A 22,064-nucleotide genomic window follows, 5' to 3' on the forward strand; every position below is an offset into this window, starting at 1 on the left:
GAAAGCGTGCGCGCCTTTTGCGCGCGCGCCTTTTGCCTTTATCCGGACGCGCACCATGCCCCCCTTGATTGAACTTGTGGCAATCACGCCCCGTGCGGTTGCCTTGCGACTGCTTACGTCTGATGCCCGCTATCACCTGCCGGATGCGGTTGGTTGGCGGCTGCACGGTGTCGGGATTGCCCGCCACGGCATGACCGACCGCGTTGTGACAGTGCTGCATGACCTGCCACCTGCAACAACGCTGTGTTTTGACGCTGACGGGTTTGCCCCGTTCCAGTTCACACTGCCGACGTGCGCCGGGGCCGTGGTTCTGGATGATCCCGCGCGCGCGCAGGCCCTGCTGGATGGCTTGCCAGACGGCGGCACCTTGATTGTGCCTGCGGGGGACTGGGTGGTGGCACCGCTGCTGATCCCGTCGCACCGCCATATATGGCTTGCGGATGGTGCCCGCCTGATGGCCCCGCCCGACCGAGCGGATTTTCCAATTCTGTCCGCCGAACAGGGCGGCAGTTGGGAAGGGCTGCCAGATACATGCTACCGCGCCATTCTGACCGCGATTGATGCACATAGCATCACCATTTCAGGCCCTGGGCTGGTGGACGGCGGCGGTGCGCGCGGCGATTGGTGGGACTGGCCAAAGGAGACACGCAACAATGCGCGCCGCGCCCGCCTGCTGCACCTGATCAATTGTCAGGAAGTGACCATCCTTGGCCCGACGCTGACAAATTCACCCAGCTGGACAGTGCACCCCTATAAGTGCCGCAATCTGGCCTTTGTCGGGCTGACCATCCGGAACCCTGCCGACAGTCCCAACACCGACGGACTGAACCCCGAAAGTTGCACAGGCGTCAGGATTGAAGGCGTGCATTTTTCCACCGGCGATGACTGTATCGCCATCAAGGCGGGCAAACGCAGCGACACTGGCGGTGACGCTCATCTGATGCCCACGCGCGATATCACCGTGCGTAACTGCCTGATGGAGCGCGGTCATGGCGGTGTTGTCATCGGGTCCGAAATGTCGGGCGGTGTCAGCAATGTGCGTATTTCTGATTGCGAGATGGTCCAGACTGATCGCGGCCTGCGCATCAAAACACGGCGGGGGCGCGGCGGTGTCGTGTCCGGCATCCATTTGCGCAATGTCAGCTTTGTCGGTGTGGACACGGTTCTGGCCATAAACATGCATTATTTCTGTGACCATTACGGACACGCGCCCTTTGTGCAGTCGCGCCAGCCGCAGCGCGTGGATGTGCTGACGCCGCAAATCCGCGACATCACACTGGACCGGATTGTGGCGCGCGATGTGCGGCTGGCGTTTGCGGCCTGTCTGGGTCTGCATGAAGCCCCCGTAACGGGCGTTGTCATAACTCATGCCGATGTGGCCTTTGCCCCTGACGCCACACCGCAAGTGCCGCTTATGGCCTGCGGGCTGCGCGACGTGGCAGGGGCGGGCGTGCTGGCCGAGCATTGCGACATCACCGCGCCCCCTCAGTTGCGCCAAGGCCCCCTGACCGTGAAGGATTATCAGCCATGCTAGAGTATTTTGACGCGTATGCGGCACGGTATCAGCCCTATAAGGGCGGGGATTGGTGCTATGAGGATGGCTGCATCTATCGCGGGTTGCTGATGTTGCATCAGGCCACCGGTCAGGCGCGCTGGCGCGACCACCTGCTGCGGCTGGTTCTGCCGCAAGTGGCCCCCGATGGCCGTTTGCGCGGCTACCGGATTGATGAATACAATATCGACAACATCCTGTCGGGGCGCATTCTGTTTGCGCTGGACCGCTGGACAGATGATCCGCGCTGGATGGCTGCGGCAGGGGTGCTGGCACGCCAGCTGGACACCCACCCGCGCACCGAAAGCGGCAATTACTGGCATAAGCTGCGCTATCCCCATCAGGTCTGGCTGGACGGGCTGTATATGGCCCTGCCGTTCCAGATTGAATATGCGCAGACCACCGGCGATGATGCGCGCCGCCGCGATGCGCTGGCGCAGATGGCAAGCGCGCTGGCCGTAACCCTGCGCGATGACGGGCTTTATGCGCATGGCTATGACGCCGCGCGCGTGCAGGAATGGGCCGATCCCCGCACCGGCCAGTCGCCCAGTATCTGGGCACGCGCCCTTGGCTGGCAAGCGATGGCGCTGGTCGATTGCGCCGAACTGGTCGGGCTGGCGGAATTTGAAAATGCGGGGCTGCTGGCCCCCCTGCGCGGCTTGCTGGGGCAGGTGATTGGTTGGCAACAATCAGACGGCGGCTGGTTACAGTTGATGACCATGCCTGAACTGGCGGAAAACTATACCGAAAGCTCTGCCAGCGCGATGTTTGCCTATGCGATGGCCAGTGCAGCGACCCTCGGGGTGGATGTGCCCGGTCAGGACGACGCCATCGCGCGTGTGACCGCATTCACGCGGGCGCGTCTGGTGCGCGATGACAGTGGCGCAGTGCAGTTTGGCGGCATTTGTCATGTTGCGGGGCTGGGCGGGTTTTCAGGTGTCTACCGTGATGGCAGCCCCGAATATTACCTGAGCGAGGAACAGGTCAGCGATGACGCCAAAGGCACCGGCCCGCTGATGATGGCCCATGCGCGTGCGCTGCAACTGGCGCAAATGCCATCGCAGCCGGTCCATAGTCTCTCGCCGTCCAGTTAGGTGACATAAACCTGCATTTTCCTGCCTTATCAGGAATTATGCGACGGCAGGGGGGCGTGCGCCCGCCCCCCTGTGTTGGTATTATTGCAGATCGTCTGGGCGCAGGGCGGCTGGCAGGTTTTGGTAGCACACCGGTCGCAGAAAGCGGCGGATGGACAGGGTGCCCACGGATGTGGCGCCGAAATTGGTCGAGGCGGGGTAGGGGCCGCCATGGACCATGCTGTCGGCCACCTCGACCCCTGTGGGGAACCCATTGGCCAGAATGCGCCCGGCCTTGCGTTCCAGAACCGGCATCAGGCGCTGGCCCAGGCCCGTGTCGCCATCATCCAGATGCAGGGTGCAGGTCAGCTGGCCTTGCAACGCGCGTGCCAGATCCAGCATCTGCCCCTCATCGCGGGCGCGGATGATCAGGCCAAGGGGACCGAACACCTCCTCGCCCAAGGCATGGTTGCCCAGCCATGCATCGGCGGTGGTTTCATACAGATACGGCGTGGCTGCGCGCCCGTCGCAGCTGGTGGCCAGCACTTCGCGCACGCCCGCGCTGGCAGCCACACGGTCGCGGCCCGCGCGGTAGGCCTCGGCCATGCCATCCGTCAGCATGGTCTGCGCGCCCACGCCCGCCAGCGCACCCTTGGCGGTCGCGGCAAATTCATCGGCCTGCGGCCCCTCCAGCACCACGGCGATGCCGGGATTGGTGCAGAACTGGCCCGCGCCCATGGTCAGGCTGGCGGCCCAGCCTTTGGCGATGTCGGCCCCGCGTGCGCCCAGTGCTTTGGGCAGGATGAACATGGGGTTCACGCTGCCCAATTCGCCAAAGAAGGGAATGGGATCAGCGCGTTGCGCGCACAGATCAAACAGCGCGCGCCCGCCGCCCAGCGATCCGGTGAAGCCCACAGCGCGGATCAGCGGGTGGGTGACCAGTGCCGCGCCAACCTCGCGGTTGCCGCCTTGTATCAGCGAAAACACGCCCGGATGCAGGCCGCAGGATTTGGCCGCTGCCGTGATCGCATCGCCCACCAATTCGCCGGTGCCCGGATGGGCGGAATGGCCCTTGACGACAACGGGACAGCCTGCGGCGAGTGCGGCGGCCGTGTCGCCGCCGCCCACCGAAAAGGCCAATGGAAAGTTCGACGCGCCAAACACCGCCACAGGGCCGATGGGGCGCTGGATCATGTGCAATTCGGGGCGCGGGGCGGGCTGGCGGTCGGGCAGGGCCGCGTCATGGCGGCGGTCCAGATAATCGCCCTTGCGGATATGCTCTGCAAACAGGCGCAACTGGCCTGTGGTGCGCCCCCGCTCGCCCACCAGCCGCGCTTCCGGCAGGCCGGATTCGGCGCAGCCCATCGCGGTGATGGCATCGCCGCGCGCGTCAATCTTATCCGCGATGGCGTCCAGAAACGCCGCGCGGTCCGCGCGGGCGGAGTAGCCATAGGTTTCAAACGCGTCTTCGGCGGCTTTGCAGGCGCGGTCCACCAGATCCGGCGTGCCCACCGCAAATTCATGCGCCGGACCGGACGCCGGAGCAGACGCAAACCGCGCCCCATCATCAACCCGTTCACCTGCAATCAAATGCATCCCATGCGGAATATGCGTCATATCAGTGCCTTTCAGTTTCATATATCAGTTGCGCGGCCAGCCGCGCGAAGGGGGGGACAATTCCAGCTATAGCAGGTCGCGCCCCGCAAGATTGCGCATCAACGCGGCTGTGCCGAAAGCCCAGTGTGGTGCTTTTGTGGAACACATAACAGTGTTGACGAGATTTCCCAACCCCGCTGCGGAAATTGTCACGCGGTCGCCCATATGATGGGTGAAGCCCGCGCCTTTGGCGTCGCGGTCGGCCACGGGGGCGAACATCGTGCCCAGATACAGCATGAACCCGTCGGGGTATTGATGATGTGCGCCACAGGTTTGCGCGGCCAGATCGGCAGGATCGCGGCTGATTTCACGCATTGAAGAATGGCCGGACAAATGGAATCCGTCCGTGCCGTCAATGGTCATGTCAAGTTCGGCTTTGCGGATGTCATCCAGCCCGAAACGGTCGTTAAACAGGCGGATAAAGGGGCCAAGTGCGGCGGATGCGTTGTTGTCCTTGGCCTTGCCGAGCAGCAATGCCGAGCGCCCCTCGATATCGCGCAGATTGACGTCATTGCCCAGACAAGCGCCCAGTATGCGCCCGTCAGATGCGCAGGCCAGCACGATTTCGGGTTCGGGATTGTTCCAGCTGCTGGACGGATGCAAACCCACAGCCGCGCCGTGCCCGACCGCCGACATGGGTTGCGCCTTGGTGAATACCTCGGCATCGGGGCCAATGCCCACTTCCAGATATTGCGACCACAGGTTTTCGGCCTGCAAGACGGATTTCACACGCGCCGCTTCCGGCGATCCGGGCACAAGGTCGCGCAGGCTGTCGCCGATGACGCCGGATACCTTGGTGCGGATTGCGTCGGCGCGCGCGGCGTCGCCGCCTGCGCGTTCCTCGATCACCCGTTCCAGCATGGAGCGTGCGAAGGTCACGCCGCAGGCCTTGATGGCTTGCAGATCTGCGGGGGCAAGAAGGCGCAGATCATTCGCGCCCGCATCGGGGTTGCACGCGCTGTCAAGCGCGTCCAACGCGCAAACCGGCACGCCCGTGGTGTTTTGCACATGTGCCAGCGGGTCGGGCAATTCCAGCACATCGCGCATGGTGGGTGCGGTTTTGGTTGTGATGTCGATAATCTGGCCGTCGCGCAGGGTAACCACGCTGGGGCCGATATCAGGACGCCAGATACGGCCAATATATATGCCGTTGTCGTCCAGATTCTGGTGCAGTGTCATATTCCGGTCTTTCTGGTTCAGTGATTGTCGCGTGGCAGGTCATGGCGGATACGCTGGTAGGCTGTCGCCAGTTCCAGACAGCCGCCGTCAGACAGTTGGCCGACATGGGTGCGGTAGATTTCCTGCCATGGTGTCTGATGGTGAATTTCGGGCGCAGTCCACGCGGCGCGGCGGGCCTGCCATTCATCCGCATCGACAAGCGCATCCAGACGGCTGGCATTCAGGTCCAGCCGCACGCGGTCGCCGGTTTGCAAAAGCGCAAGACCGCCGCCCACAACCGATTCAGGGCTGGCATTCAGGATGGACGGGGATTCCGATGTGCCCGATTGCCGCCCGTCGCCCACTGTGGGCAAATGGTTCACGCCCGCGCGCAGCAGCGCGTCTGGCGGCTGCATGTTCACCACCTCGGCCGAACCGGGATAGCCTACGCAGCCTACGCCGCGAATGAACAGGATAGTTTCTTCGTCAATGCCAAGGTCGGGGTCGTTGATGCGGTCGTGGTAATCTTCGGGCCCTTCAAACACGACGGCATGCGCTTCAAAAATGCCTTCCTGCCCCGGTTTGGACAGGAAGCGCGCGCGGAAATCGGGCGATATAACAGATGTTTTCATCAGGGCCGAGTCGAACAGATTGCCCGACAGCACCAGAAAGCCCGCGTTTTCGCGCAAGGGGGCGCTGACAGGCAGGATGACATCCGCATCAAGGCTGGCCCAATCGCCCAAGGCCGCGCCCATTGTGGCCCCGCTGGCGGTCATGGCGCCGTCATGCAGCAACCCTGCCTTGCGCAATTCGCCCATGACGGCGGGCACACCGCCCGCGCGGAAGAAACTTTCGCCAAGATACTTGCCTGCGGGCTGCATATTGACCAGCAGCGGCACGTTGAAGCCGATTTTCTGCCAGTCGGTGACATGCAGATCGACCCCCGCATGGCGGGCAATGGCCTGCAAATGGGGCGGAGCATTGGTGGACCCGCCAATCGCGGAATTCACGATAATGGCATTTTCAAACGCTTCGCGCGTCAGAATGTCGGATGGTTTCAGGTCTTCATGCACCATGGCCACGATGCGCCGTCCGGTTTCATAGGCCATGGCCATACGTTCCCGAAACGGCGCGGGAATGGCGGAACTGCCGGTCAGGGTCATGCCAAGCGCTTCGGCCATGGCGTTCATTGTGCTGGCAGTGCCCATGGTGTTGCAATGCCCAAGGCTGGGCGCGGAGGCGCACACGCGCGAGATGAATTCATCATATTCGATCTTGCCTTCGCTTAGCAGGCGGCGGCTTTCCCAGACAATCGTGCCCGACCCTGCGCGCTTGCCCTGCCACCAGCCGTCCAGCATTGGCCCGCCATTCAACGCAATCGCGGGCAGATCGACAGTTGCCGCCCCCATCAGCATGGCAGGCGTGGTCTTGTCGCAGCCCGTGGTCAGCACGACCCCGTCGATGGGGTAGCCGTGCAGCACTTCGACCAGTGACAGATAGGCAAGGTTGCGGTCCAGCGCGGCGGTCGGGCGTTTGCCGGTTTCCTGAATGGGATGCACCGGAAATTCCATCGGAATCCCGCCTACATCGCGGATGCCTGCCTTGATGCGGTCCATCAGGAACACATGGATCTTGTTGCACGGTGCCAGATCGCTGCCGGTCTGGGCAATGCCGATCACGGGACGCCCGCCCTGCAATTCGCCGCGGGTGTATTCCTGATTCAGATACCGTTCCAGATACAGCGCGGTCATGCCGGGATTGTTGGGGTTGTCGAACCATTCCTGTGAACGGAATTTCTTGTGGGCGCGCGTGTCGGTCATGATATTCGGCTGCCTTTTCAAATTTGGGTGCTCGGGCATTCAGGATGGCGCGGAACAGGCGTGATCCGCGCGGTTATAACGGAAGGGGCATAGGGATTTACATCAGGCCCCCTTTTGCTGGCGCGATGTGCTGCTTCGGATGCGCAGGTCATAGCCTGCGTCGATGATGCGGTGCTCGGGTGGGGACCCGTTTATCTGATCTATTATCATGTTAACAGCCTTCAGGCCGGTTTCATAACGGTGCGTGCGCACGGACGTGATGGTTGGCACCGAACACGACACCACATCCAGATCGTTGAACCCAACAATCCCCATCTGTTCGGGAACGCGCAAGCCCCGCCGCTGGCATTCAAACAGCGCCCCCAATGCAACGTCGTCATTGTTGCAAAACACGGCATCTGCGTCGGGCGCACTGGCCAGCAGGTCGGCCATCAACTGCCCGCCTACGGAATAGGCGGACGGATGGGACGTGGTGACAACCAGCGCATCATCGGACAGGCCATGTGCAGACATCACATCATTGTAGCCTGCAAGACGGCGCTGCGCGCGCGGGTCCATGCGCGCGCCCAGAAACCCGATGCGCCGGTAGCCCTGTTCGATCAGGTGGCGCACCGCGGCGCGCCCTGCATCGCGCTGGTCACAGCCGATTGCCATATCCACAGGGTCCGAATCGGTTTCCATGACCTGAACGACAGGACAGCCCATCTGCTCCAACAAGCGGCGGGCGGCGGCGGACTGGTCGATCCCCGCCACAATCATGCCTGCGGGGCGCTGGGTGGCAAAGACGCGCAATAAATCTTCTTCGCGCGACAGCTTGTAGCGGGTGTTCACGAATTGGGGGGTGTAGGTTGTGCCTTCAACGCCGTCCATGACGCCGCGCAGCAGTTCCGCGAAGATCTGGTTGGTCAGGGACGGGATGACCACCCCGATAAGCCGCGAACGCGCCGAAGCAAGCGCCTGCGCCGCCGGATTGGGGACATATCCCAATGCCTTCACAGCCTCTGACACCTTATCAAGCGTGTCCTGTGAAACCAGTTCAGGCTGGCGCAAGGCGCGTGAAACAGTGACAACGCTTACATTGGCATGCTGCGCAACATCAGAAAGCTTCATCGCCTTTCTTTGTAGAGATTTTTCCTTCATTCTAGGCGGCCTGCATCCAGAAAATCATAATTGGTATTTGACAATGATATACGCTTTCATTTAGGAAATCACAACCGCTTATTGGCCCAAATGGCCATTGGTGAATCAATCCGGGAGGGGCTTGTGAGGAATTTGGCGCGACTCGAACTGATTGCTGTCAGGTTGGGTGAATTTGCATTGGTCGCCTTGCTTGCGGGCATGACCGTCATGGTGTTCGGCAATGTCGTGCTGCGCTATGCGTTCAATAGCGGTTGGAACTTCTCCGAGGAGATGTCGCGCTATTTCTTCGTCTGGCTGACCTTTATCGGGGCCATTCTGGCATTCCGCGAGTATAACCATATCGGTGTCGAAACCGTGGTGCGGCTGTTCGGGCCAATCGGGCGCCGGGTGTGTCTGGTGCTGACCAATCTTGTGATTCTGGTCTGCGCCAGCGTGCTGTTCTGGGGAACATGGGTGCAGCACCCGATTAATGCGTCGATGACGGCACCGGTGGTCGGACTGTCGATGATCTGGGTGTATGGGATCACATATGTGACCGGCGGATGCATCGCGCTGATGGCATTTTTGCGGATCATCCGCGCGCTTCTGGGCCGCACGCCGGTGAATGAAATGGCGCGCTTCACGGGTGATTTTGACCTGCTTGATCAGAAGGACCGGCATTAATGGTACTTCTGGTTTTTCTGGGAACGCTGTTTTCCGCTTTGGCAATAGGCGTTCCGGTGGCCTTCGCGCTGATGTTCTGCGCGGTCGTGCTGATGACATGGATGGGGATTTTCAACCCGCAGATCATCAGCCAGCAAATGGTAACAGGGGCCAATTCCTTTACACTGCTGGCGATCCCGTTCTTTTTGCTGGCGGGCGAGTTGATGAACGCAGGCGGGTTGTCGAAACGGATTGTGGCGTTTGCCGTGTCCTGTGTGGGCCATATTCGCGGGGGCCTTGGCATTGTCGCGGTGATTGCGGCGGTGGTGATGGCATCGCTTTCCGGGTCGGCTGCGGCGGATTCGGCGGCCTTGGCGGCAATCCTTATCCCGATGATGCGCGAGGCGGGCTATAACGTGCCGCGTGCGGCGGGCTTGATGGCTGCGGGTGGCGTGATTGCGCCGGTGATTCCGCCATCCATTGCGTTTATCATCTTTGGTGTCGCGGCCAATGTGTCGATCACGGCGCTGTTCATGGGCGGCATTGTGCCCGGTATCCTGATGGCGGCGTCGCTGATCATTGCATGGCTGATTGTCGCGCGGCGCGAGAATGTCAAACCCCTGCCGCGCGCCACAGGGCGCGAGCGGCTGCGCGCAACGGCAGCGGCTGGCTGGGCGCTGGTGATGCCGCTGATTATTCTGGGTGGCATTCGTTTTGGCATTTTCACACCCACAGAAGCGGCTGTGATTGCGGCTGTCTATGCGTTCTTCGTGGGTATGTTTATCTACCGCGAACTGAAGATCACGGATCTGTATCAGGTGCTGTTGAATGCGGCCAAAACCACATCTGTTGTGCTGTTTCTGGTTGCGGGCGCGCTGGTCACTTCGTGGTTGATCACGCGGGCCAATATTCCGGCAGAAGTGACGCGCTTTCTGGCGCCGGTTCTGGATAACCCGAAATTGCTGATGCTGGTGATTGTGCTTCTGGTGCTGTTGGTGGGCACGGTTCTGGACCTTGCACCGACGATCCTGATTCTGGTGCCGGTTCTGATGCCTGTCATCCGCGCGGCGGGGATTGATCCGGTATATTTCGGGATCATTTTTGTGATGACCACCTGTGTGGGCCTTCTGACCCCGCCGGTGGGTGTTGTTCTGAACGTTGTCAGCGGGGTGGCACGCGTGCCATTGGGCAAGGTAATTTGGGGCGTTCTGCCCTTTCTTGCGGCCCAGGTGGGTGTGCTGATGTTGCTGATTGCGTTCCCCGAACTTGTTCTGGTGCCGCTGCAATGGTTGCGCTGAGAAGAAGAAATCTGTTTTCAATCTGGGAGGAAAGACCATGAAAACGCTGACCAAACTAACAATGACAACCGCACTTGTTGCAGGCATCGCATTGCCTGCGGTGGCCGAGATCAGCACACGCACCATAACCGTGTCCAATGGTGTTGCTGAATCCCACCCTGTGGGCAACGGCGTTGAAGCCATGCGCGAATGCATAACCGAGCGCACAGACGGTGCGTGGACACTGAACGCGTTCTGGTCCTCGGCGCTTGGTGATGACCTGACCGCCACGCAGGCGCTGCGTTCGGGCACGCAGGAAATGGTGGTGACGTCATCTTCGCCATTGGTGGGGATTGAACCGGCGCTGGGGGTGTTCGACCTGCCGTTCCTGTTTTCCGACGCGGATGAGGCCGATGCCATCCTTGACGGTGCTTTCGGTGATTTCATTTCCGAAAAGATGCAGGATTCCGGGTTGGTCAATCTGGCCTATTGGGAAAACGGGTTCCGCAACCTGACCAATTCGGTGCGGCCCATCACCCGGCTGGAAGATTTTGACGGAATGCGCGTGCGCGTGATGCAAAACAACATCTTCCTGGACACGTTCCAGGCGCTTGGCACCAATGCCACGCCCATGGCCTTTGGTGAGGTGTTCACCGCGCTGGAAACCCGTGCCATTGATGCGCAGGAAAACCCCTATGTGACAATCGACACGTCGCAATTCTACGAAGTGCAGGATTATCTGTCGGCCACGCAGCATGCCTATACGCCGTTCATGATCCTGTTCTCTGCTCCCATCTTCAACACTTATTCGGAAACCGAACAGGAAATCCTGCGTGATTGTGCTGTTGTGGGCCGTGATGTGCAGCGCAGCGTCAGCCGCGAATTGTCCGACATCTCGCTGGGTAATGTGCAGGAAGCGGGCATGGCGTTCAACGAACTGGACGGGGCCGAGTTGAACCGCATCCGCGCCGCTGTCGAAGGTGTGTATGAAAAACACGCCGAGTCGATCGGTGTCGAGGTCATTGACCTGATGCAGGCGGAACTTGCCACACTGCGCGGCGAATAAGGCGCTTTGATCTGCATATGGGGGGGCGTAATCCCCCCCATATGTGCCAGTATATTCTTCGAAAATGATGTGATGCAATGACGCGCATGACCCCGACCGTTGCAGGTCTGGCCCTGATGCTGCTTGGCATGTTCCTGTTTGCGTCCAATGACGCATTGGGCAAATGGCTGGTCAGCAGTTATTCGGTAGGTCAGGTTCTGACCATCCGCAGCCTAGCGGCTTTGGCGGTGTTGCTGCCATTTCTGTATGCGTTCGGGTTTCGCAGGCTGTTTCATGTCGAACGCCCGGGCATCCAGTTTGCCCGCGTTGTGCTGTCCACCGCCGAGGTGTTCTGCTTTTACTTCGCTGTGCGTCACATGCCGCTTGCCGACACCATGACCTTCTGGCTGGCCGCGCCCATTTATGTGGCCGTGCTGTCGCCCTTATTGTTGCGCGAAACTGTCAGCCCCTTGCGTTGGGGTGCAGTTATATTCGGGTTTGTGGGGGTGTTGATTGCGCTGAAACCAAGTGGCGAAGGGGCCGCGCTGGCCAGCCTTGTAGCCATCATCGGGTCGCTGTGTTTCGCGCTGATGATGATTACAGGGCGCTATCTGCGCGGCACACCCGACATGACGCTGGTGTTCTGGCAATTAATCGGGGCAGGTGTCGCAGGTGTTATTGCAGCCCCTGTGGGCTGGTCCATGCCGGGGTCGTTTGACTGGGGCTTGCTGGCGCTGGTCGGTGTGGTGGCGATGGGCGCGCATCTGTGTGTCAACCGCGCGCTGAAACTGGCCGATGCCGCCCTGATTGCGCCGTTGCAATATACATTGCTGCTGTGGGCCGTGATCCTTGGCTGGATATTCTTTGGTGATATTCCGCGTTTGGCCATGCTGGCGGGGGCGGTTGTGATTATCCTGTCCGGTCTGGTTCTGGTGCTGCCCGAACAACGCATAAAGGCCGGATTTGCGCAACGCTGGCGCAAAGAAAAAGCCCCCTGACCGCGCGCGGGCCAAGGGGCGGGTGTTAGGCCTTGATGGCCGGCGTTATTTGCCCCAGCGCAGGGCAATCAGGTCCAGTTCGCGCGACAGTTGCAACAGGCGCTGTTCGGTGCGTGCGCTTAGGGGCTTTAGCGGGTGGCGCACATGGTCGGACCGGATGACGCCGCCGTGTTTCATGACAGTCTTGGCCGCGCGCAACCCGCATTGGCGGTTTTCATGATTGATCAGCGGCAGGCACAGTTTCCACTGGTCCAGCGCCGCATCTGTCGCGCCATCCAGATACTGCGTGACAATGGGCCGGATATGTTCGGGCAACAGTGCGGATGTCATGGTGCCCGTGCAGCCCGCATCCAGATCGGCCAGCAATGTGACCGCTTCTTCGCCATCAAACGGCCCTATAATGTCCTTGCCGCCCGTTTCAATTAATGCCGCCAGCTTGTCGGCCGCAAACGGCATTTCCAGCTTGAAATAGCTGACCTGTTCCAATTCATGCGCCATTCGGGCCAGAAACGGCACCGACAACTGACAGCCCGACAAGGGCGCGTCCTGCACCATGATGGGGATGGTGATGGCGTCGGACACGGCCTTGAAATGCTCAAATATCATCCCCTCGGCGGGGACCAGCCCGACACCGTGATAGGGGGGCATCATCATGACCATGGCCGCGCCCATGGATTGCGCAGCGCGCGCGCGGGCGACCACCAGATCGGTGGAAAAATGGCTGATGGTCACAATCACCGGCACGCGCCCCGCGACATGTTCCAGCGACACGCGCATCATCGCGGTGCGTTCATCATCGGACAGCACAAACTGTTCGGAATAATTCGCCAGAATGCAGATCGCATCAACACCTTGATCAATCATGCAATCCAGCACGCGGCGCATGCCATCATGATCCAGACTGCCATCATCAAGAAACGGGGTAGGGGCTACGGGCAGAATGCCCTTGAGTGGGGTTTGCATGTGGGGTCCTTAGAAATGGAAAGGGTCAACACTGACACGCGTGCCAGTCATGAAGGCATCGGCAACCAGTGTCAGGGGGCGGATGTCCATGTCAGACTCGCCCGCGCGCACAAGCTGCGCCATACGCTGATACAGGCGCGGGTATTCACCCGACAGCGCATTGTGGGGTTCATTGCAGGGCGCGCCGTTCAGCAGCATACGCGCGCCGCCATCATGCAATTCCAGCGTGCCCTGATCGGTTTCAAGCGTGATCGACCATGTTTGCGGTCCGGTCTGGCGCCAGTCGAATTCGGCGCTGATGTTGTTGGTAAAGTCCAGCTGTGCGGCAATCGGCATCTGGCGGTTTTGCGGCACTTCCAGCGTGGCTGCGCGCAAATGCACCGTGCAGGGCAGGATTTCAGTCAGGATGGACAATGCATTTATGCCGGGGTCAAACACGCCCATGCCGCCTGCATCGAACACCCAATCCTGACCGGGGTGCCATTTGCGCACATCCTCGCGCCATGTGATGCGCCCTGATGTCACGGTTTTGCCCGCCAGCCATGCTTTCGCGGGGGCGACCATCGCGGCCTCTCGGCTGTGCCATGTGGCGAAAACCCCAAGGCGCGCGCTTTGGGCCATAGCCTGCAATGTGGCGCATTCGGACAGCGTGGCACCGGGGGGTTTTTCCAGCATGACATAGCGCCCCGCCTGCAACGCTTTCGCGGCCAGATCGAACCGCGGCACAGGCGGCACGCATAACGAGATGACACGAATATCACTGCGCGCGGCCAGCATGGCATCCAGATCACGCCAAGCCTCGACCCCGTCAACGCTGCCATTGCGCGACACTGTCGCGGCCAGTTCCCAATCCGGCGATACGCGCAAGGCCGGCACATGCTGGTCGAGGGCGATTTTTCCAATTCCGACAAGGGCTATTTTCATCAGTGACTGTCCCTTCCGACCGGGGCGCCACGGCACCCTTTCAGAAAATCAAGGTCCGCGCCTGTATCCGCCCCTTCGACATGGTGGGCATGCAGCCATGCGTAACCGGATGCGGGCAGGGGGGCAGGCGGGGTCCAGCCGTCCAGCCGTGCGGCCAGTTTGGCGTCCGTTATGTCCAGATGCAGACGGCGCGCGGTCACGTCCAATTCGATCATATCGCCGCTTTGCACCACGGCCAGCGGGCCGCCTGCCGCCGCTTCGGGCGATGTGTGCAGGACAACTGTGCCATAGGCCGTGCCCGACATGCGCGCATCTGATATGCGCACCATATCGGTGATACCCTTTTTCAAAATCTTGGGGGGCAGGCCCATATTGCCCACTTCGGCCATGCCGGGGTAACCTTTGGGGCCGCAATTTTTCAGCACCATGATGCAATGCTCGTCAATGTCCAGATCGGGGTCGTTGATGCGGGCCTTGTAATCGTCGATATCTTCAAAAACCACCGCGCGGCCACGATGGTGCAACAAATGCGCTGACGCGGCTGATGGTTTCAGCACCGCGCCTTTCGGGGCAAGATTGCCGCGCAGCACGACAATCCCGCCTTCTTGTGTCAGGGCGCGTTCAACGGGCAGGATGACATCGGGGTTGTGGTTCGTGACATCTTGCAATTCATCCCAGATCGGCCCGCCGGACACGGTCAGCGCGTCCTTGTGCAGCATTCCCGCCTCGCCCAAGCGGCGCAGCACGACCGGCAGGCCACCGGCGTAGAAGAATTCCTCCATCAGGTATTTGCCCGATGGCATCAGGTTGACGATGGTGGGCACCCCGCGCCCGCAGCGGTCCCAGTCGTCAAGGCCAAGGTCAATGCCCACACGCCCCGCAACCGCCATCATATGGATCACGGCATTGGTGGACCCGCCGATTGCGGCATTGGTGCGGATGGCATTTTCAAACGCCTGCTTGGTCAGAATATCGGACGGTTTCAGATCATCCTTGACCATCTGGACAATGCGCCGCCCCGACAGCTGCGCCATGACACGGCGGCGCGCATCCACGGCGGGGATTGCCGCATTGCCCGACAAGGCCATGCCCAACGCCTCGGCCATCGACGCCATGGTGGACGCCGTGCCCATCGTGTTGCACGACCCGGGGGAACGTGACATGGACGCTTCCGCTTCCAGAAACTCCTCCGGTGTCATCTCGCCTGCTTTGACCGCTTCGGAAAATTTCCACAAATGCGTCCCAGACCCCACGCGTTCCCCGCGGAAATGACCGTTCAGCATTGGCCCGCCACTGACAAGGATCGAAGGCAGGTCACTTGACGCCGCCGCCATCAGCAGGCTGGGCGTGGTCTTGTCGCAGCCCGCCAGCAACACGCAGCCATCCATGGGCAAGCCGCGCATCTGTTCCTCGATGGACATGGCCGCCAGATTGCGAAACATCATCGCCGTGGGCCGGAACCCCGATTCCGACGCCGAAAAGGCAGGCACTTCGACAGGCAGCCCACCCGCTTCATAGATGCCTGCGCGCACCTTTTGCGCCAGATCGGCCAGATGGGCGTTGCAGGGTGTCAGTTCCGACCATGTGTTCAGAATGGCAATGACGGGGCGGCCATCGAACATGTCATGCGGGATGCCCTGATTTTTCATCCATCCGCGATGATAGATCGCATCGCGCCCAGTGCCCCCGAACCATTCCTGTGACCGTAGTTTTCGGGGCCATTTTGCCGGTGTGAAAGTCATATTTTACCCTTTGCCCGCATTAGACGCGTTTGCTTTTGTTGTAGACGTCGAAAATCACGGCAGCCAGCAGCACCAGGCCCTTGATCATCTGTTGATAATCAATGCCGATCCCCATGATGGACATGCCGTTGTTCAAAACACCCATCAGGAATGCGCCGACGACCGCACCCACGATCTTGCCGACCCCGCCCGACATGGATGCCCCCCCGATGAAGGCTGCGGCAATTACGTCAAGTTCCAGCGCGAAGCCCGCCTTGGGGGTGGCCGTGTTCAGCCGTGCGGCGAAAACCAGCCCCGCCGCTGCGGCCAGAACACCCATGTTGACAAAGGCCAGAAAGGTCAGGCGTTCGGTCTTGATACCGGACAGTTTCGCGGCCTTTTCATTGCCGCCGACTGCATAAATCTGGCGGCCTATGACGGTGTTTTCGGTCAGAAACGCATAGATGATGGTCAGTATGCCCATGGTCAGCAGCACATTGGGCAATCCGCGAAAACTGGACAGCTTATAGGTGATGAACACCAGCGCCGCCGCGACGATGATGTTGCGGACCACAAAGAACGCAAATGGTTCACCCACAACGCCGAAAGTTTTGTTGCGCGCGCGTTTGTTGATCCCCATCCAGACGATGACGGCGGCCGCGACCACGCCGGTCAGCAGGGCCAGAATATTGACATTGCGTTCGCCAAACAACACCGCCAGCGACTGCCCCCATGCGGCAGGAAACGGATCTGCGACAAAGCCTGTGGCGATGACCTGAAATTCACGCGGGAAGGGGCCGACAGACTGGCCTTGCAGCAGCCACAGCGACAGCCCGCGAAACACCAGCATACCCGCAAGCGTCACAATAAAGGACGGGATTTTCCAATAGGCAATCCAATAGCCCTGCGCCGCCCCGATCAAACCGCCCGTAATCAGGCAGATAACAACTGCCACCATCAACGGCAGACCCATGGACACGATCAGCACTGCCGCCAGCGCCCCGATGAAGCCCATAACCGACCCTACCGACAAATCGATATTGCCAGACACGATGACAATCAGCATGCCAAGCGCCATGATGACGATATAGCTGTTTTGCAACAGCAGGTTGGTAATGTTTACGGGCCGCATAAGCGTGCCGTTGGTGGTGATCTGGAAAAACACCATCACCGCGATCAGCGCGAACAAAAGACCATATTCGCGCAGGTGGTTCACCAGATACTCGCGCATCGATTGCGCTGTTCCTGCTTGTGCATTTGCCTGTTGCATTTCAGACTTTCTCCGATCTGGTGACAATCATGGACATGATGCGTTCCTGACTGGCATCTTCTGCCGTCAATTCGCCCATGAAGGCCCCTTCATTCATGACATAAATTCTGTCGCACATGCCCAGCAGCTCCGGCATTTCAGAGGAGATCATGACAACCCCCTTGCCTTGTGCGGACAATTCGTTGATCAGGCCGTAGATTTCGAATTTTGCACCCACATCGATGCCGCGTGTCGGTTCATCAAGGATCAGAACCTCTGGACCCGAAAACAGCCATTTCGACAAAACCACCTTTTGCTGATTGCCGCCCGACAGGTTCATGACACGCTGATACACGCCCGGCGTGCGGATATTCATGCTTTTGCGGTAGCCTTCGGCCACTTGCGCTTCGCGTGCTTCATTCAGCAGACCGCGGCTGGACACAGCATGCAGATTGGCCAGTGTGATATTGCGCTGGATGCTGTCTTCCAGAATCAGGCCCAGCGACTTGCGGTCCTCGGTGGCATAGGCCAGCCCTGCGGCAATTGCATCGCTGACGGTGTTCAGCTTGACGGGGGTGCCGCGCATGCGCACCTCGCCCTGAATGTCGCGGCCATAGGACCGCCCGAACACGCTCATGGCCAGTTCCGTGCGCCCCGCGCCCATAAGGCCCGCGATGCCCACCACCTCGCCTTCGCGGACATTGAAGGACACGTCCTTGATGGCCATGCGTTCGGGGAAATCGGGGTGGCGCACCGACCAGTTCGCCACATCCAGCAACACAGGCCCTGCGCGGCGCGCGCGCGGGGGATAGCGCTGCGCCATGTCACGGCCAACCATGTCGCGCACAATGCGGTCTTCGGTAATTTCATCGCGGCCCGCATGCAGGCTGGACACGGTGCCGCCATCGCGGATAACCGTGATGCTGTCGGCCACCTTGCGGATTTCATTCAGTTTATGGCTGATGATGATCTGCGTCATCCCGCGCGATTTCAGTTCCAGCATCAGTTCCAGCAGCGCATCGCTGTCGGATTCCGATAATGCGGCGGTGGGTTCGTCAAGGATCAGCAGGCGCACATCCTTGGCCAGTGCTTTCGCAATCTCGACCAGTTGCTGTTTGCCCACGCCCAGCTTTTCCACCAGAATATTCGGTGGGTCATTTAGCCCCACGCGCGCCAGCAATTCGCGTGTGCGGCGTGTTGTTTCGTGCCACTGGATATATCCGTTGCGGCTGATTTCATTGCCCAGAAACAGGTTTTCGGCTATCGACAGCAACGGCACAAGGGCAAGTTCCTGATGGATGATGATGATCCCGCGCGCTTCGCTGTCCTGAATGGACCGGAATTCCGCCAAAGCGCCATCATAATGGATTTCGCCTTCATAACTGCCCGCCGGATAGACGCCTGACAGCACCTTCATCAGGGTTGATTTGCCCGCACCGTTTTCACCGACAATTGCATGAATTTCCCCTTCGGCCACCGACAGGCTTACGTCGTCCAGCGCCTTGACACCGGGAAATGACTTGGAAATTGCGCGCATTTCTAGCAGCGGCTGCATGGTGTCCCGCCCTTCGTTCCAATTATGCGCATGCCTTGAGGACTGCCCCAAGGCATGCGGTTGCAGGGTGAATGAACAGACTTAGCGCAGTTGCTCTTCGGTGTAGTAGCCCGACCCGATCAGGATTTCTTCCCAGTTCGAGGCATCAACCGACACCGGCTCCAGCAAGAAGCTGGGCACAACCTTGACACCGTTATCATAGGTTTCGGTGTCGTTGATTTCCGGCTCGTCCCCGCCAAGAAGCGCGTTGACCATGCCAACTGTCACCCGCGCCAGTTCGCGCGTGTCCTTGAACACGGTCGAATACTGCTCGCCCGCCAGAATGGACTTGATGGACGGGACTTCAGCATCCTGCCCGGTCACAATGGGCATTTCCTGATCATCCGACCCGTAACCTACCCCCTTGAGCGAGGACAGAATACCAATCGACAGCCCGTCATAGGGGGACAGCACGCCATGAATATCTGCATCGGTGTAATGCGCGGACAGCAGGTTATCCATGCGCGCCTGTGCAACGGCACCATCCCAGCGGAGCGTGCCCACACGGTCCATGCCCATCTGACCGGACACAATGTTGATCGATCCATCATCAATCAGCGGCTGGATCACCGACATTGCGCCATCATAGAAGAAGAACGCGTTGTTATCATCGGGCGAGCCGCCGAACAGTTCCACATTCCAGGGCCCGGACCCGAAGCGCGATTCCAACCCCGAAATCAGCGAGTCCGCCTGTTGCACGCCAACCTGGAAATTGTCGAAGGTCGCGTAATAGCTGACATGTTCACTGTCGCGGATCAGCCGGTCATAGGCGATGATGTCAATTCCCGCGAAATGTGCATTTTCCAGCGCGTTGGACAATGTGGTGCCGTCAATCGCCGCGATGACCAGAACATCAACCCCGTTGGTGACCATGTTTTCAATCTGGGCCAGCTGATTGGGAATGTCATCTTCGGCATATTGCAGAATTGTGGAATAGCCGGCGTCCTCGAACAGGCCAACCATGGATTCGCCATCTGATATCCAGCGGGCGGATGATTGCGTTGGCATGGCAATGCCGATCAGCCCTTCGGCCATGGCGCCGGTGGCAAGTGTAAGTCCGACCGCGGATGCGGTCACTAGTTTAAAAGTCATGATTTGCTCCTCCCAGAGAAATGCTGCGGCGCGGTCGGGTTCATGCCCGACTATTGACACCGAAGATGCCATAATAGGTATGCGCGGCATTGCCATCAAATGATATTAATTGAAGTATCCATACCATTTATTGTATGTCTATTGTCATGCTGTCCTTGTCCCGCCTGAAACCCAGCCATCTGAAGCTGCTTTTGCGGATTGCCGAAACCGGCAAGCTGCAATTTGCGGCGGATCAGTTGGCCATTTCGCAACCTGCCGCATCGCGGATTTTGGCCGATATCGAGGCCGATATTGGCGCGCCGATATTTGAACGGTTGCCGCGCGGAATGCTGCCAACAGAAATTGGGCGTTCCATCCTGCGGCGTGTGGGAATGATCCTTGCGGAATTTGACGGGCTGGAACAGGAACTGGGCATGCTTCGGTCCGGGCAATCGGGGCGTGTGCGCATCGGGGCCGTCACCGGGCCTGCGGTGGGGTATGTTGTGCCCGCAATCGCCCATATCCGCGAACAATCCCGCGATATTGACGTGACAATCCATGTCGCGCCGTCGGCTGAGCTGATCCGCGGGCTGGAAGAACGCCATTTTGATTTCATCATCGCGCGCCCGCCGCCGGGGTATGACACCACCGATCTGGAAATGAACCCCGCGCGCACGGAACGTGTGGTGCTGCTGGTGAATAACCAGCATCCGCTGGCGGGCAAACCGGCCTGCGCCCTGTCGGATTTGCGGCAGTATGAATGGGTCATGCAGGAACGGGGGGCACCCATCCGGCAGGCGGTTGAAAATGTGTTCCGGACATCAGACCTGCCATTGCCCGATCAGGTGTCAAACAGTTCATCCCTGCTGGTGGCATTGACCATGCTTGCAGCCGGAAATGCCATCACCCCGCAGGCGCAAGAAGTCGCGGAGCTGCTGGGCGCAAACGGCATTGGCGCACGTCTGGCCGTGCTGGACATAACCCAGACCATCAGCGTGGAGCCCTATTTTATTATCCGCCACCGGCACCATGCCAGCACCGCGGCGGTTATGCGGGTTTATCAACGGGTTCTTGAAATTCTGTAGACTTGGACGGGGGCGTGCGGCCATTTGCGGGGCTGTCTGTGCGGCTGTCCAGTGGCGGGGCGGTGGTTCCCCGTTCAATCAGCGCGACAGGGGAATAAATGACATGCGCGCCTTCGGTTTTTTGTTCACCGCGCAGCCGCGCCAGCAATTCCTGCGCGGCCAGTCTGCCAAGGCCAGCCCGGTCCTGCCGGATGGTTGTCAGGCCCGGTTCCAAAAAAGCAGCCATTTCAATATCATCAAAACCGACTACGGACATGTCTTCGGGCACGCGAACACCGCGTTGTCTGCACCGTGCAACAAAGCTTAATGCCATCGCATCAGATGCGCAGAATACGCCCGTAGGGCGCGGGTTCACTGCCAGAATGCGGTCGGCCGCCATCGCGCCAGCCCCCAACGAGAAATCCCCCTGAACAATCCATTCCGGCGCAATGTCCAGCCCGTGCGCGGCACAGCGGTCAATATACGCAGACTTGCGCATCTGGGCCAGAATGTTGGAGTCCGGTCCGGTCACATGCGCAATGCGTCGATGCCCCAGCGCCACAAGGTGATCCACGGCCAGCCTTGTCCCCAATCCGTTATTGCTGCGGATCGAAGGCAATGCCCAATGGTCGGACCATTCGCAGCAAAACACGACATTTCGCATCATATTGGCGCTGCGCAGGGCTTTCGCGGTGATGGTCGACATATTGCCATCAAGCGTGATCATGCCATCCACGCTGCCGTTCAGAAAACAATCTGCGACCGCCTGTTCGGATGCGCCGGGTTGCTGGCTGTCAAACACCAGCACGGAATACCCGTTCGCGGACAACACGTCGTTCATGCTGGACAGGATCGTCGAAAAGAACGGGTTGCCCAGATTGGGGACCAGCACCAGCACAGCCCCCGCGCGACGTGTGCGCAGGTTGCGCGCCGCCTGATTGACACGGTAGCCCGTGGCCTCAATAGCATCAAAAACCTTTGCGCGCGTAGCTTCGCTCAGGCGGTCGGGCTGGGTCAGGGCGCGGCTGACGGTCGCGGTTGATACACCGGCGACTTGCGCGACATCCTTGATCTTTGGCGGGGCCTTTTGCATCCGTGATACCGGAACCTTGTTGTC

At 60.0% G+C, this 22,064-nt stretch carries 18 protein-coding genes; 7 read left to right on the forward strand and 11 right to left on the reverse strand.

Features of this window, described 5'->3' with window-relative positions:
* The first annotated feature begins 55 nt into the window (after positions 1-55).
* Positions 56-1,534, forward strand: a complete 1,479-nt coding sequence (locus P8S53_RS17400; protein WP_277807099.1) for a glycoside hydrolase family 28 protein — start codon at positions 56-58, stop codon at positions 1,532-1,534.
* On the forward strand, positions 1,528-2,646 hold the full coding sequence (locus tag P8S53_RS17405) for a glycoside hydrolase family 105 protein (RefSeq protein ID WP_277807100.1): 1,119 nt from the start codon (positions 1,528-1,530) through the stop codon (positions 2,644-2,646). The genes P8S53_RS17400 and P8S53_RS17405 overlap by 7 nt, the downstream gene beginning before the upstream one ends.
* Before the next feature lie 81 nt (positions 2,647-2,727).
* On the opposite strand, the gene P8S53_RS17410 is transcribed toward P8S53_RS17405, so the two are convergent.
* The 4 genes from P8S53_RS17410 to P8S53_RS17425 all read right to left on the reverse strand — a co-directional run bounded on the left by P8S53_RS17410 (position 2,728) and on the right by P8S53_RS17425 (position 8,399).
* Positions 2,728-4,242 carry an aldehyde dehydrogenase (NADP(+)) gene (locus tag P8S53_RS17410; protein ID WP_277807101.1) on the reverse strand — a complete coding sequence of 505 codons (1,515 nt, stop codon included), beginning with the start codon at positions 4,240-4,242 and terminating at the stop codon, positions 2,728-2,730.
* A gap of 66 nt (positions 4,243-4,308) precedes the next feature.
* Positions 4,309-5,460 (reverse strand): fumarylacetoacetate hydrolase family protein, encoded by a 1,152-nt coding sequence (locus P8S53_RS17415; RefSeq protein ID WP_277807102.1) that lies wholly within the window; start codon positions 5,458-5,460, stop codon positions 4,309-4,311.
* A gap of 17 nt (positions 5,461-5,477) precedes the next feature.
* Positions 5,478-7,259, reverse strand: a complete 1,782-nt coding sequence (locus tag P8S53_RS17420; protein ID WP_277807103.1) for an IlvD/Edd family dehydratase — start codon at positions 7,257-7,259, stop codon at positions 5,478-5,480.
* Positions 7,260-7,361: 102 nt separating this feature from the next.
* Positions 7,362-8,399: a LacI family DNA-binding transcriptional regulator gene (locus tag P8S53_RS17425; RefSeq protein ID WP_373418549.1), complete on the reverse strand. Its 1,038-nt coding sequence runs from the start codon at positions 8,397-8,399 to the stop codon at positions 7,362-7,364.
* 132 nt (positions 8,400-8,531) lie between these two features.
* On the opposite strand from P8S53_RS17425, the gene P8S53_RS17430 reads away from it, so the two are divergent.
* From P8S53_RS17430 to P8S53_RS17445, 4 genes are all read left to right on the forward strand, one after another.
* Complete coding sequence (locus P8S53_RS17430; protein WP_277807261.1) at positions 8,532-9,062, forward strand: TRAP transporter small permease; 531 nt, start codon at positions 8,532-8,534, stop codon at positions 9,060-9,062.
* Positions 9,062-10,339, forward strand: a complete 1,278-nt coding sequence (locus P8S53_RS17435; RefSeq protein ID WP_277807105.1) for a TRAP transporter large permease — start codon at positions 9,062-9,064, stop codon at positions 10,337-10,339. The genes P8S53_RS17430 and P8S53_RS17435 overlap by 1 nt, the downstream gene beginning before the upstream one ends.
* Positions 10,340-10,376: 37 nt before the next feature.
* The gene (locus P8S53_RS17440) at positions 10,377-11,384 is read left to right on the forward strand and encodes a TRAP transporter substrate-binding protein (RefSeq protein WP_277807106.1); all 1,008 of its coding nucleotides are present in this window, start codon (positions 10,377-10,379) and stop codon (positions 11,382-11,384) included.
* Positions 11,385-11,461: 77 nt separating this feature from the next.
* On the forward strand, positions 11,462-12,361 hold the full coding sequence (locus P8S53_RS17445) for a DMT family transporter (RefSeq protein WP_277807107.1): 900 nt from the start codon (positions 11,462-11,464) through the stop codon (positions 12,359-12,361).
* Between the two features lie 45 nt (positions 12,362-12,406).
* Here P8S53_RS17445 and P8S53_RS17450 read toward each other — a convergent pair whose 3' ends face one another.
* The 6 genes from P8S53_RS17450 to chvE all read right to left on the reverse strand — a co-directional run bounded on the left by P8S53_RS17450 (position 12,407) and on the right by chvE (position 19,904).
* The gene (locus P8S53_RS17450) at positions 12,407-13,324 is read right to left on the reverse strand and encodes a dihydrodipicolinate synthase family protein (RefSeq protein WP_277807108.1); all 918 of its coding nucleotides are present in this window, start codon (positions 13,322-13,324) and stop codon (positions 12,407-12,409) included.
* Between the two features lie 9 nt (positions 13,325-13,333).
* Positions 13,334-14,248, reverse strand: coding sequence for a Gfo/Idh/MocA family protein (locus P8S53_RS17455; RefSeq protein ID WP_277807109.1), 915 nt, complete (start codon positions 14,246-14,248; stop codon positions 13,334-13,336).
* Entirely contained in the window at positions 14,248-15,990 is a 1,743-nt protein-coding gene (gene araD, locus P8S53_RS17460) for an L-arabinonate dehydratase (RefSeq protein ID WP_277807110.1), read from the reverse strand. Before araD ends, P8S53_RS17455 begins: the two co-directional genes overlap by 1 nt.
* A 19-nt stretch (positions 15,991-16,009) precedes the next feature.
* Positions 16,010-17,239: a multiple monosaccharide ABC transporter permease gene (gene mmsB / locus P8S53_RS17465; RefSeq protein WP_277807111.1), complete on the reverse strand. Its 1,230-nt coding sequence runs from the start codon at positions 17,237-17,239 to the stop codon at positions 16,010-16,012.
* A gap of 1 nt (position 17,240) precedes the next feature.
* Positions 17,241-18,773 (reverse strand): multiple monosaccharide ABC transporter ATP-binding protein, encoded by a 1,533-nt coding sequence (gene mmsA / locus P8S53_RS17470; protein ID WP_277807112.1) that lies wholly within the window; start codon positions 18,771-18,773, stop codon positions 17,241-17,243.
* Between the two features lie 81 nt (positions 18,774-18,854).
* Complete coding sequence (gene chvE, locus P8S53_RS17475) at positions 18,855-19,904, reverse strand: multiple monosaccharide ABC transporter substrate-binding protein (protein WP_277807113.1); 1,050 nt, start codon at positions 19,902-19,904, stop codon at positions 18,855-18,857.
* A gap of 146 nt (positions 19,905-20,050) precedes the next feature.
* Here chvE and P8S53_RS17480 point away from each other — a divergent pair, with 146 nt between their 5' ends.
* Positions 20,051-20,968 carry a LysR family transcriptional regulator gene (locus P8S53_RS17480; protein ID WP_277807114.1) on the forward strand — a complete coding sequence of 306 codons (918 nt, stop codon included), beginning with the start codon at positions 20,051-20,053 and terminating at the stop codon, positions 20,966-20,968.
* Here the strand turns inward: P8S53_RS17480 and P8S53_RS17485 are convergent.
* Positions 20,931-22,040 (reverse strand): LacI family DNA-binding transcriptional regulator, encoded by a 1,110-nt coding sequence (locus P8S53_RS17485; RefSeq protein WP_277807115.1) that lies wholly within the window; start codon positions 22,038-22,040, stop codon positions 20,931-20,933. The genes P8S53_RS17480 and P8S53_RS17485 overlap by 38 nt on opposite strands.
* Positions 22,041-22,064: the final 24 nt, after the last annotated feature.

Origin of the sequence: Roseinatronobacter sp. S2 (assembly GCF_029581395.1) — a bacterium.
Classification (GTDB): domain Bacteria; phylum Pseudomonadota; class Alphaproteobacteria; order Rhodobacterales; family Rhodobacteraceae; genus Roseinatronobacter.